The sequence below is a fragment of the Aquimarina macrocephali JAMB N27 genome (genome assembly GCF_000520995.1).
GTDB classification, from domain to species: Bacteria; Bacteroidota; Bacteroidia; order Flavobacteriales; family Flavobacteriaceae; genus Aquimarina; species Aquimarina macrocephali.
In genome coordinates, this window is record NZ_JACA01000003.1 from 90,420 (window position 1) to 103,642 (window position 13,223).

11 protein-coding genes are annotated in these 13,223 nt (G+C 32.4%); 8 read left to right on the forward strand and 3 right to left on the reverse strand.

The features are described from left to right. Nucleotides 1-2 precede the first annotated feature (2 nt). Entirely contained in the window at nt 3-1,457 is a 1,455-nt protein-coding gene (locus Z054_RS0103370; protein WP_024768684.1) for a SusD/RagB family nutrient-binding outer membrane lipoprotein, read from the forward strand. Nucleotides 1,458-2,003: 546 nt separating this feature from the next. On the opposite strand, the gene Z054_RS0103375 is transcribed toward Z054_RS0103370, so the two are convergent. Then, nucleotides 2,004-3,164, reverse strand: a complete 1,161-nt coding sequence (locus Z054_RS0103375; RefSeq protein ID WP_024768685.1) for a hypothetical protein — start codon at nt 3,162-3,164, stop codon at nt 2,004-2,006. A gap of 168 nt (nt 3,165-3,332) precedes the next feature. Between Z054_RS0103375 and Z054_RS0103380 the strand changes: the two genes are divergently transcribed. The 4 genes from Z054_RS0103380 to Z054_RS0103395 all read left to right on the forward strand — a co-directional run bounded on the left by Z054_RS0103380 (nt 3,333) and on the right by Z054_RS0103395 (nt 8,606). Then, complete coding sequence (locus Z054_RS0103380) at nt 3,333-3,854, forward strand: RNA polymerase sigma factor (protein ID WP_024768686.1); 522 nt, start codon at nt 3,333-3,335, stop codon at nt 3,852-3,854. An 87-nt stretch (nt 3,855-3,941) separates the two neighbouring features. Then, nucleotides 3,942-4,856, forward strand: coding sequence for a FecR family protein (locus Z054_RS0103385; protein WP_024768687.1), 915 nt, complete (start codon nt 3,942-3,944; stop codon nt 4,854-4,856). Between the two features lie 4 nt (nt 4,857-4,860). Beyond that, nucleotides 4,861-7,413 (forward strand): TonB-dependent receptor plug domain-containing protein, encoded by a 2,553-nt coding sequence (locus Z054_RS0103390; RefSeq protein ID WP_024768688.1) that lies wholly within the window; start codon nt 4,861-4,863, stop codon nt 7,411-7,413. A gap of 83 nt (nt 7,414-7,496) precedes the next feature. Beyond that, nucleotides 7,497-8,606, forward strand: coding sequence for a C1 family peptidase (locus Z054_RS0103395; protein WP_024768689.1), 1,110 nt, complete (start codon nt 7,497-7,499; stop codon nt 8,604-8,606). Between the two features lie 77 nt (nt 8,607-8,683). Here the strand turns inward: Z054_RS0103395 and Z054_RS0103400 are convergent, their stop codons facing one another. Both Z054_RS0103400 and Z054_RS0103405 read right to left on the reverse strand, forming a co-directional pair. Continuing rightward, nucleotides 8,684-9,103 (reverse strand): nucleoside-diphosphate kinase, encoded by a 420-nt coding sequence (locus Z054_RS0103400; RefSeq protein ID WP_024768690.1) that lies wholly within the window; start codon nt 9,101-9,103, stop codon nt 8,684-8,686. A 232-nt stretch (nt 9,104-9,335) separates the two neighbouring features. Next, entirely contained in the window at nt 9,336-10,364 is a 1,029-nt protein-coding gene (locus Z054_RS0103405) for an alkaline phosphatase D family protein (protein ID WP_024768691.1), read from the reverse strand. A gap of 79 nt (nt 10,365-10,443) precedes the next feature. Between Z054_RS0103405 and Z054_RS0103410 the strand changes: the two genes are divergently transcribed. Genes Z054_RS0103410 through Z054_RS0103420 form a run of 3 tightly spaced genes read left to right on the forward strand, consistent with a single transcriptional unit; the run spans nt 10,444 to nt 13,163 of the window. Continuing rightward, nucleotides 10,444-11,460 (forward strand): DHH family phosphoesterase, encoded by a 1,017-nt coding sequence (locus tag Z054_RS0103410; protein WP_024768692.1) that lies wholly within the window; start codon nt 10,444-10,446, stop codon nt 11,458-11,460. Next, nucleotides 11,457-12,008 carry a gliding motility-associated peptidyl-prolyl isomerase GldI gene (gene gldI / locus Z054_RS0103415; RefSeq protein ID WP_024768693.1) on the forward strand — a complete coding sequence of 184 codons (552 nt, stop codon included), beginning with the start codon at nt 11,457-11,459 and terminating at the stop codon, nt 12,006-12,008. Before Z054_RS0103410 ends, gldI begins: the two co-directional genes overlap by 4 nt. A gap of 12 nt (nt 12,009-12,020) precedes the next feature. Next, nucleotides 12,021-13,163: a peptidylprolyl isomerase gene (locus Z054_RS0103420; protein ID WP_024768694.1), complete on the forward strand. Its 1,143-nt coding sequence runs from the start codon at nt 12,021-12,023 to the stop codon at nt 13,161-13,163. Nucleotides 13,164-13,223 lie beyond the last annotated feature (60 nt).

The window sequence follows — 13,223 nt, forward strand, 5'->3', positions numbered from 1 at the left end:
AGATGAAAAAAATATTAATCCTAATTACCGCGGTAATTATAGCCTCTTGTTCGGATAATCTCGAGAGTCTGAACGAGAATATTAAAGATCCATCTTCTGTTCCTGGAGAAACCTTATTTACAGGTGCACAGAAGAATCTGGTTGATCAAATAGTAGATCTAAATGTAAATAACAACAATACCAAACTTTTTGCTCAATATCTACAAGAAACAACCTATACAGATGAAAGCAACTATGATCAAACTAGTAGAACTATTCCTGCTACACATTGGAGTATTCTTTATAAAGATGTCTTAAAAGACCTGGATGAAGCTGCTAAGATTATAGAAGACACAGAATATTCACTTCCTTCGGATATTGAAGTTAAAGCGAATAAGCTTCAAGTAATAGAAATCTTAACTGTCTATACTTATAGCATATTAATAGAAACTTTTGGAAATGTTCCTTACACAGAAGCTTTAGATATTGATAACCTATTGCCTGCATATGATGATGGTGAAACTGTATACAAAGCATTGGTTGGTAGACTTACGGTTGCAATTGATGCATTAGATACAAGCAAAGGAAGTTTTGGAGTTGCAGATAATATTTATGGTGGTGATGCATCGCTATGGAAAAAGTTTGCTTCTTCTTTAAAACTTAGAATGGGTATCTTATTATCTGATGTAGATAATGCATTTGCAAAAACTACCGTAGAAGCGGCTGTTACAAGTGGTGTATTTACCAGTAGAGCTGATAATGCCAATTTTACGTACTTAGCAGCTTCACCAAATACAAATCCTATTCATGATAATTTAGTTTTAAGTGGAAGGCATGATTTTGTTGCGGCGGTTACGATTGTAGATATGATGAATACATTGAATGACCCCAGAAGACCTCTATATTTCTTAGAAGTACCAGGAACTGGTACTTATGTTGGAGGAGGTATTGGAGCTACGTCAAACTATTCTTCACATTCTCATGTATCTGCTCAGGTAGAAGCAGCAACAACTCCAGGTGTAATTTTTGATTATGCTGAAGTTGAGTTTCTACTAGCTGAAGCTGCTGCAAGAACTTTTGCAGTTGGTGGTACAGCAAAAAGTCATTATGATATTGCTGTAGTAGAATCAATAGAAAGCTGGGGAGGATCAAATGCAGATGCAGTAACATACCTTGCTCAAGCAACGGTGGACTATGATACTGCTTTGGCAGCTAGTACAGCAACTACTCCTTGGAAAGAAGTAATCGGTAATCAAAAATGGATAGCTTTATTTAATAGAGGGTTAGAAGGTTGGACTTCAATCAGACTTTTAGATTTTCCAATATTAGCTACACCAGCCGAACCTGTTTCTGGTTTCCCAAATAGATATACGTATCCTATAATAGAACAAACCTTAAATGGTACGAACTGGCAAGCTGCCTCTACAACAATAGGTGGTGATCTTGCAGAAACAAAACTTTTCTGGGATTTGAATTAGCAAATATTTAGCTAAATTATTAATATAGTTTATAGGGGTGAGATAGAAAATCTCACCCCTATTTTTTATACCAATGTTATGCTTAGTTTTTTAAATAATATTCCTTCCTTATACATCCAGCAATCTTCTACCTTTCGGTCAAGGATCCTATTAAACATTTAACCATAAATCTAAAGGAATGCTTTCTGGATAAAAGAAATAAAAAAACAAATCATTTATCTCGCATATCCCTCAGGGCTTGTAGAATAAGGGTTGGAAAGATCTCTACAATTCTCTTTCTGTTATTTCTAGATTTTCGATTTCGTTCTAGGTAGGATCACCTATAAGTCATTACAAAAAACACCCTATTTGATGGCCTTTTTCTTTCAATCCTTATATTAAATTCTATGATTTAATTTTACTTTTCAGAAATCATTAACCAAAATAATATTACATCGTAATCTTATAAATAAAGATTCCCCGAAAGCATGGCCTCGCTTCCAGGGAATCAACCTAATTAATCTAACCTAACTAACTTTTATGTTCTTTATAATCTAATCAGTAGTATTACTCAAATTCTACAATCTTACAATATGAAATACCATTCGGACAACTTGGTGTTTCAATCATTAAGCATACCTCATATCTTCCCGGTCCATCAAATTCATAATAAAATGGATTGTTGTGAGGGAATTCTGGTGATTTACCTACATATTTTCCGTTAACGAACCATTCTAGCGTAACCTCATCGATTCCTTCAAATGCACGAGGATAAAAATGATATGCAGCTTTATCTCCATCTCGTTCTGGTTCAAAGAACAGATCTGGGCAATCTCCTACTCTAATCTCTTTACAATATTTCACTCCTTCTGGACAATCAGGAGTAATCACTTTTAAGCATACTTCATGAGCTCCAGAATCAAATTGATATACAAGAGTTCTATTTCCTACCTGTGGATCATTTTTTGGTGCTTCAACATCTTTCCCGTCAACATACCACAATATTTGACTTACTTCGTCTGTACCTTCTATTTTTGCTTCAAAAGTATAAGTGCCCACGGTTCCCGGTTCTATTTCCTTTGTAAAAGAAACTTCTGGACAAACCAAATCTGATTCTTCAACCTCTATAACTTTACAATAAGAAACTCCTTCTGGGCAATCTGGTGTTTCTGTTTTGATACATACTTCATATCTACCTGGTTCTTTAAAATCCCAAATCAAATAATTATCTTCATCAGGTGCAGAATCTTCTACCAATCTATCATTAATATACCATCCATAAGATACTTCTTGAATCCCTCTAAAGTCAGCGAAAAATTTATACGTAGATCGCCCCTGGTAATGTTTACTTCTAAAAAACAAATCAGGACAAGGGTTATTTTCGTCTACCTCTACCTCTATATCAGTACAGGCTTCTATTGTTCTTTCCTCGGTTATTATTCTTACACAAATTGTATGTTTACCGGGCTCAAACAAATAATCCAAAATCTGATTAATAATATTTTCTTCATCTTCGCCTTCTATATCATTTCCATCTACAGACCAAATCGTCTGTGCATCATTGCTAATCCCACTTGTCTTAGCTTCAAAACTATAAACCGCACTTCCATCTTTGTTATCTATAGCAATCTTTACCTCTGGATCATTATTAAAATCTTCAGTTTCACAAGAGCTAAATCCTAATAGAAGCGTAAGCATCAACGTATACCAAATACCAAGTTTTTTCATCGTAAATAATTTTAGGGGTTACTAAATTTTCTTCAGAAGCTTTTTAAACCTCTCTTAAAATGAAACGATTTAAAAAAAAATTACCCTACCCCCCCCTTCTTTCATTTTTTATTCTTTGATAGCTTGAAAAAAAAATCTAGATTTGAAAATATATTTTTATTCCCCTAAATGTCTGACAACAATAATTCTACATGTAACGAGCAAGTCTTTGACAAGTTTTTCAAAAGTAACTCCAAACTTTTGAGGAATTATATCTATTACAAATTTGGAGATCTGGAACAAGCAGAAGATATTGTTCAGGACGCATTTATTAAACTCTGGAACAATTGCTCTAAAGTGTCGATAGATAAAGCCAAAAGCTATATTTATACTATTGCTACCAATCTTGGAATTAGCGTTACACGACATCAAAAAGTGAGGTTTAAATACAGAGATTATATTACACAACGTAAAACAGATATCAATCACGAATCACCAGAATTCATTGCTCTTGAAAAAGAGTATATGGAAAAATTAAAAAGCGCAATTGCGGATTTACCAGAACGCCAAAGAGAAGTGTTCCTGCTGAGTCGAATAGATAAAAAAACATATAAAGAAATTGCCGAGCTATCGAATGTTTCTGTAAAAGCTATAGAAAAATTGATGCATAAAGCATTATTAACATTAAGAGGAAAAATAGGAAATATTTAGAGTAAACCTATTAACCTGGAAAACTTTTTAATAAAAAGGGGTAGGGTAATTTAAAAATAAAACGTTCACATATTATATGCCGAAGTTATGTTAGACGATAAAAAAGACGATATATTCTTATCCAGATGGATTAGCGGAGAGCTTTCTGAGGAGGAACTTCGTGAGTTTAAGTCTCATCCTGAATATGAGTATTATGTAAAAATAATGGCTGGTGCTGATGCTTTGGACCTAAAAGATTATGATGTAGAAAAAGAGCTCTCTACTATAAAATCCAAATCAGGTTATACAGCAAAAGAAAATTCTAATTCGGTTATAAGATTATGGCCCTATATTGCAGTTGCAGCTTCGATTGCAATTATTCTGGGAATCTTTTTATTTAATCCCAATGAATCTTTCAACACTAATTTTGGAGAACAATTATCCGTACTATTACCAGATGGATCAGAAATGATCTTAAATGCTAAATCTATTGCAAGTTTTGACAAAGAGAATTGGAAAGAAAATAGAATGGTAACATTAGAAGGGGAAGCATTTTTTAAAGTAAAAAAAGGAAGTAAATTTACTGTTACTACCAAAAACGGTGAGGTTTCTGTACTAGGAACCCAATTTAATGTGCAATCTCAAAATACTTTTTTTGAAGTTACTTGTTTTGAAGGTAAAGTTAGTGTTGCCAATAAGGAAAATAAAGAAATTCTAACAGCAGGAAAAGGGTATAGAAATCTAGAAAATACTGTTCCAGAAAATTGGACTTTCGACACTCGGGAACCATCCTGGCTTAGCAATACAAGTTCGTTTAGAAGCATACCTATCAAATATGTGTTTAATGAGCTTGAAGAACAATATGATTTAAAAATTAAAACAACAGAGATAAATCTCGAAACTATATACACAGGGACTTTCCCAAATAATAATAAGGAAGTTGCTCTTAGAACAGTTTTTAGTACCTTAGGCATGAAGTATAGCTTATCGAAAGATGGCAAGACTGTGGTATTAGAAAAGTAATAGAATGATAAGACTTCTATGTGTATGTATTTTTTTATGTAGCATATCTGTTTCTTCTCAAGAAGAAGCAAAAGTCATTACTATCAATAATAGACCGCTACCAGAAATAATTCCTATAATCGAGGAATTTTATAGCCTTAAGTTTTCTTACATCGATACTTTTATAAAGGATAAAAATATTTCTATAATCCTAAATCCCCAACTCTCCCTACAAGATTTAATTAAAAAATTACAACAACAAACGAAATTACAATTTAAAATCACTGGAAAAAACTTTGTAACCATTAGTGTTTTAAATAAAAGAGATACTATTTCTGTTTGTGGATATATTCTAGACGAAGAGCAAAAGCCTCTTAAGGACATAGGAGTTTTTTTTAAAGCTAATCGTAGCAATGTAACCACAGACAACAAGGGATATTTTGAAAGTAATCAGGTACCATACAACTCGGTTATTTTAATTAGTGCTCCGGGGTTTCGTCAAAGAGTTCTGAATTCTAAATCGTTTTTAACCGACGAGTGTATTAAAATATACCTTACCAATGCACATGAAGAAATTCTGGATGAAGTTTTTATTCAGGAATATTTGGCTAAGGGAATTACCCAAAACAAAGAAGTTATTCATATTGATTTAAATAATGTAGAAATTCTTCCTGGACGTACAGAGCCAGATATTTTACAAACTATACAACTCACTCCTGGTGTTAACAATCCTTTTGAGACTGCTTCTGGGTTATTTGTAAGAGGAAGTTCTCCTAATCAAAATCTAGTACTATGGAATGGTATAAAAACCTATCATCAGGGGCATTTATTTGGTATGCTATCTGCGTTTAACCCATATGTAGCTAAAGAGGTAAATTTTTCTAAAAGTGGAGTTAGTGCCAAGTATGGAGATAGAATTGCAGGAGTTGTAGATATTAAATCCGAAAACCAAATTGCAGAACGTTTTTCTGGAGGGGCCGGCTTTAATATGATCAATGCAGATATAGTAGCGCATATTCCTATCATACGAGATAAAGTATCACTTCAGGTATCAGGAAGAAGATCATATACCGATGTTTTAGAAACATTTACTTATAAACAACTCTCTGATCGCGTTTTTCAGAATACTAAAATTGCCGAAACTGTTGCTCTTAACAATGAAAATAATGATTTTTTCTATATAGATTATAATGCAAATTTAATTCTACAACCTTCAGATGGTGACAAAATTGAAATTAATACAATTTATAGTAAAAATGACTTAGATTTTAGAAGAAGTGACGCTGTCGACTCCTTTAATGATGACCTTACTACAGAAAATGAAGGGTATAACTTTAAATGGAGTCACACATACAGTAAAACTTTTAATACCAAAGTAAGTGGGTATTACACCAAATACCTTTTAAATTATCAGTTTATTACCCGAAACTTAGGAACAATAACCGAAATCGAAAGTAAAAAAAATACTGTTGGTGATTATGGTGCAGAACTTGGGTTAAATTATGAACTATCAAAATATCAAAACATTTCTGGAGGTTATCAATTATCTAATAATACGATCAGATATGCCTTTGTTACTGCTACTCCTAGTTATGAATTAATTCTGGATGAAGATGATCGTTTTTTAAATACACATGCTGCATATGCAGAATACACATTCGATAATCCAAAAAACTTTTATGTTTCTGCTGGATTACGTTTCAATTTTTATGCAGAGCTTGACAAAACTTATATTGAGCCTCGGATTTTTGCTCAAAAATATATTACCAAAAATTGGGAAATCAATACTAGCTTAGAATACAGAAGTCAATCAACCAGCCAGATACAAGAATCTATCGTGAGCGACTTATCTCTTGAAAATCAAGTCTGGACATTGGCAAACAATGAGCAATTTCCCGTGATTAGTAGTCATCAATTTACATTAGGAAGCAGTTTTAGAAAAAATAAATGGTACCTGGATATCGATGGGTATTATAAACAAATCGAAGATATTACCACATTAACCGCAGGTTTTATTAACCCTATAGACAATGTTCACCATGTAGGAGAAAGTAGAATTTTTGGAGTCGATCTTTTTCTAAAAAAAAGGTTTAAAAATTACAAAACCTGGGTTAGTTATTCTTATATCAATACCCGTAATACATTTGAAGATATTAATAACAATGAATCTTTTCCTGGTAATTGGAATATTGAACATACAGTAAAATGGTCTCAATTTTATAAAATTAATAATTTTCAATTCTCTCTGGGGTGGATTTGGCATACAGGTAAAGCCTATACTAATGTATCTGGAGTAGATGAAAGTGGCGAAATCATAATCTTAGAATTTGATGAAATTAACAGCAATAATCTTCCAGAATATCATAGGTTAGATTTCTCTGCTATTTATGATTTTAAAATAGGATACAATCCCAATATCAAATACAGAATTGGACTTTCTGTTCTAAATTTATACAATAAAAAGAATTTACTAAATCGAGAGTTTAGAACAACAAATTCTCTTAATAACCAGTTGATCAATTCTGATATATTATCACTGGGGATTACTCCTAATATTAGCTTTAGAATTTTTTGGTAAATAACTACTCTATTTTTTTAGTTGAGTTTTCCTTATTTATCTATTTTCTTGTACCTTCATTGCCTACAAATCATATAACTAAAATGAAAAAACTCTTTTTTATTAATTGCATGTTTCTATTTTTATCTATAGGATATGCACAAGAAACACATCCCGATTATAGCATAACAGATGAAATATCTCTTAAGTGTAATCCTGTTATTAGTCAAGGAAAAACAGGCACGTGCTGGAGTTTTTCTACCACCTCATATATCGAATCAGAAATCGCTCGTCTGGGGCATGGAGTTCATGATTTATCAGAATTATTTCAAGTTAGAAATACATACACCGATAAAGCTCGAAATTATATATTAAGACAAGGTAAAGCCCAATTTAGTGAAGGAGCACTTGCGCATGATGTTATAAAATCTATTCGTAAACACGGAATTATTCCTAATGAAACTTATACAGGTTTTGCCGGAAGTATTGCGGATCGTCATGATCACAGTGAACTAATTAAATTGTTAACCAATATGGTTGATAACGCAGTGAAACACAAAATTCTTTCACAAAACTGGTGGAAAAGTTATGAAGCAATGTTAGATATCTATCTTGGAGAAAGACCTGATACCTTTAATTACAATAACAAAACCTATACTCCTATTGAGTTTGCCAAAGAACTTGGGATAGATGCAAATAACTATATCACACTAACTTCTTTCACTCACCATCCAATGAATAGTGATTTTATTCTGGAAATACCAGATAATTTCTCTAATGGTATATATCATAATATCCCACTTGATGAGTTACAACAGGTAGTTGATCATGCTTTAAAAGAAGGGTATACTGTAGCCTGGGATGGAGATGTAAGTGAAGTAGGATTTTCTCAAAAAAACGGCTTAGCTATTCTTACCCATAAGAAAGAACGTAAAGATGCATTTAAAGAATATATCAAAGAAGAAAAAGTTACTCCCGAATCTCGACAAAAAGAATTCGAAAAGTACAATACTACAGATGATCACTTAATGCATTTAGTAGGAAAAGGCATTGATAAAAAAGGAAAGACGTATTATAAGATCAAAAATTCTTGGGGAATTAAAGGAGCTCAACATGGGTATCTTTATATGTCTGAAGCATATTTTAGAATGAAAACCGTAGGGATTTTACTTCATAAAGATGGTATTCCTAAAAAAATAAAAGAAAAGGTATAATCAATTTATAAAACACAAAAAAGCTGTCTGTATATGTATATACAGACAGCTTTTTTTGTAATAAGAAATATATCTTTTTAGAACTGCTCTCTTCCAGAAAAATGAAAAGCTCCTTCAATAGCAGCATTTTCATCACTATCACTACCATGAACAGCGTTTTCACTAATAGAAGTAGCATACTTTTTACGAATAGTTCCTTCTGCAGCTTCTTCAGGATTTGTTGCACCTATTAAGGTTCTGAAATCTTCTACAGCATTTTCCTTTTCTAAAATAGCCGCTACAATTGGACCACTTGTCATATACTCTACTAATTCTCCGTAAAAAGGACGCTCTTTATGAACTGCATAAAATGCTGCAGCATCATCTGTAGTAAGTTGAGTTAATTTCATTGCTACAATTCTAAACCCTGAAGCAGTAATTTGCTCAATAATTCCTCCAATGTATCCTTTTCTTACCGCATCCGGTTTAAGCATTGTAAAAGTTCTGTTTGTTGCCATTGTATGTTTTTGTTATCTAACACCTCTTATAACCAGAAGTATTTCAAATTATTACTTAGGTATATAAAACCCGATTTTTAAAATTTTTGTGCAAAAATATATATAAAAGCATCAAAAACAAGAATTATTATATGAAATGAGTATTATTAAGAATCAATTATTTACATCCGAATAGATTTATTCTTCCTTTTATAGGTAAAGAAAAGTACATTCAATAACTAGATCTCCAAATCTATTTTTTAGGGTATTGTCGTTTATACTCTTGTAATACAATATTATTTTTACCTCGAATCTGCATAGTTACGGTATAAGAATCAAGATCAAATTTTAGCACTCCAAAACTTGGAGTTGAGATTACCCGACCGATTCTGTACTTATTAGATTCTCCTTTATATGCGGCATATGAATGTGTTAAACCACTAGATGTAAAATCAATTAATGGATACTTAAGCCCTTTTACCTTATTCATAGAAAATTCAGAAATATGCCGATCTCCACTAAGCATTATAGCATTTCTTACTCCATTATTTATTAGCATATCATTTAACCGTTTTACTTCGTGAGGAAAATTCCCCCAAGTTTCAAAACCATGTTCTGATGACAAAAATTGAATACTACTCACAATAAGAACAAAATCAGAATAATTGGATGCCAGCTCTTTTTCGAACCATTTCCATTGCGCTTCTCCTAATACAGTTCCTTCATTATTTTCATATGGTTCATACCGTCTTCCTTCTTCTGTGCTCTTTCTTAAAGCAGATCTAAAATATCGGGTATCCAAAACGATCACTTTTATGCTTCCTTTTTCAATTTCAAAAACTCTTGATGTATAAATCCCATCCTGAACTCTTAGAGGATCATCCTTTCCTACTTCTAAAAAATCTAGAAATAACTGCTGGCTCTCTTCTTTTTTATTCCACTCTACTCCTGCATCATTTTTACCATAATCATGATCATCCCAGGTAGCCATTACAGGAACTACTTTCTTTAATTTTTGATAATCCGGATTACTATTTTGTATCGTATAATCACTTTCTATTTTGGACATATCATCAGAATCTGCATAGATATTATCTCCTCCCCAAATAAATAGATTAGGAGTGTTTTTTAAGATTTCATTCCAAAAAGGCTGAGGGCTGTTCTGCTTATTGCAACTTCCGAATGCTATAACAAAATCTGAAGATGATGCCGCTTTATCTTGTGAAAAAGTGAATTGAATTACACAAAAGAACATAACTAGAAAACTATCAATATATCTCATGATTCTTAAATTTAATGACTCAACAAAATTAATTGTTCTAATATTACTAAAATATTATTTATTGTATCTTCGCTGACCTATGAATACTAATGAAACAAACAAGGTAAGAAGACTTCTTTCTTCTACAAAAAATATTGTAATTGTAACCCATAAAAATCCTGATGGTGATGCTATAGGTTCTAGTTTGGCATTATATCACTATCTTATTTCTTTTGGACATGATGTTACGGTTATTACACCAAATGATTATCCTCTTTTTTTAAAGTGGATGCCTGGTGAAGATACTATTCTTAAGTATGATAGTGATATTAAAACTGCGTTATCCAAAATCGAAAAAGCGGATCTTATTTTCACTTTAGATTTTAATCACTTTTCTAGAAGTGGTGATATGGAGAATATTTTAGCAAAAGCCAAAGCTACCTTTATTATGATTGATCATCACCAACAACCCGATGATTACGCAGAAGTAACTTATAGTGATCCTGGTATGAGCTCTACCTGCCAGATGATATATCATTTCATAGAAAAACTGAATGATCTGGATAAAATCACCCCAGAGGCCGCAACCTGTATTTATGTTGGAATAATGACAGATACCGGATCTTTTAGATATAGATCTACAACAAGTACTACTCATAAAGTAATAGCAGATCTAATCGATCGAGGAGCTGATAATACTAGAATCCATGAAAGCATTTATGATACTAATACACTATCCAAAATTCAATTAAAAGGTATTGCTTTAAATAATCTAAGAGTACTACCAGAATACAAAACAGCATACATTACTTTATCTCAAAAAGAACTGGATCAACATGGTTTCAAAAAAGGAGATACTGAAGGCTTTGTTAATTTTGGGCTTTCTATAAAAGGAATCAAATTTGCTGTTATTTTTATAGAAAACAAAGGAGAAGAAATTATTAAAATCTCCTTACGCTCTAAGGGTGATTTTTCGGTAAACGAATTCTCAAGAAATCATTTTGAAGGAGGAGGCCATAACAATGCTGCAGGTGGGAGAAGTAATCTATCATTATCTAATACCGTTGAAAAATTTATTAGTATCTTACCAACTTATAAAAAAGTCCTGAATCAATGAGATTAGCCCTTCACACGCTCTGTCTTCTTTTTTTATTTTCTTCTTGTAAAACACCTGAAGCCCGAAGACCAATAAGTATAAAATCTGGTTCTTTTATTAGTGAATCTATTAATCGCAATAAAGAACTTGCAGCAAGAGAAGAGGCTAGAATTCAAAAAATTATTAATGAAGACTCTACTAATAATTATATAACCTCAGAAACAGGATTCTGGTATTTCTACACTAAAAAAGATACCGTATCTACTATCACACCGCAATTTGGAGATATTGTAACCTTCGATTATAATGTAAAAGATTTAGGCGGCACTGTAATTTATTCAGAACAAGAATTAAACACAATTACATACCGTATTGATAAAGAAGAACTTTTTTTAGGTCTTAGAGAAGGATTAAAGCTTATGAAACAAGGTGAAATGGTGACATTTCTGTTTCCTTCTTACCAAGCATATGGATATTATGGTGATGATAATAAGATTGGCACAAATATTCCGTTAATAGCAGAAGTAACACTTAACACAATTACAAAAGAATCAACAACAGAAAATTAATTACCAACAAAAATGAAAAAATTAAATTTATTATTCTTAGCTATTATTGCATTAGCATTCAACAGTTGTAATGAAAAATATCCAGATTTACAAGAAGGTATTTATGCCGAAATCGTTACAAATAAAGGAACAGCAGTAGCAAAATTACACTATGATCTTACGCCTATGACGGTTGCCAACTTTGTTTCTCTGGCAGAAGGTACCAATACTATGGTTGATAGTACTTACAAAGGAAAAAAATATTATAATGGAATTATATTTCACAGAATAATCAAAGATTTTATGATCCAAACCGGAGATCCTTTAGGAACAGGAACAGGAGATCCAGGATATAAATTTCCGGATGAGATTGTGGATTCACTTTCTCATAAATCAAAAGGAATCTTATCAATGGCAAATTCTGGCCCAAATACCAATGGTAGTCAGTTTTTTATTACGCTAAAAGAAACTCCATGGTTAAATGGAAAACATACTGTTTTTGGAGAAATCGTTTTAGGACAAGACATTATTGATAGTATTGGTGTTACAAAAACGGTTCCTGGAGACAAACCAGAAGCAGAGATAAAAATGATGGAAGTTAATATCATTCGCAAAGGTTCTGAAGCTAAAGCTTTTAATACAGAAACTGCCTTTACAGACAAGATAAAAGCTGTTGAAGAAGAAAAGGCTGAAAAAGAACGATTAGCAAAAGAGCGTAATGAAGCTATTGCTGCAAAGTTTAATGAACAGAAAGGTACAGCAACAAAATTAGAAAGTGGTCTTGAAATTATACATGTAAATCAGGGAGATGGACCACAACCCAAGCCGGGAGAAACTGTAGGTATAAATTATGCAGGGTATTTCACAGATGGAAGAGTCTTTGACACTAATATTGCTGAAAAAGCAAAAGAACTAGGAGTTTTTAATCAGCGTAGAGCTGATGATCCAAGAGGGTATGCCCCTGCACAAATGCCATATTCTGCTGAAGCAAAAATGATTGCCGGCTTTAAAGAAGGTATATTACAATTAAAAAATGTAGGTTCTAAAGCTATCATTTTTATTCCTTCTCATCTTGCTTATGGAGAAAGAGGGAATAGAGGGATTCCACCAAATACTGATCTTATTTTCGAGATAGAATTAGCTAGTATCCCAGGTCAGGCAGAAGAAAAAAAATAATTCCTATTGTATTATCACAATAGTCAAAAAACAAAAACATCCCGAATTAATCGGGATGTT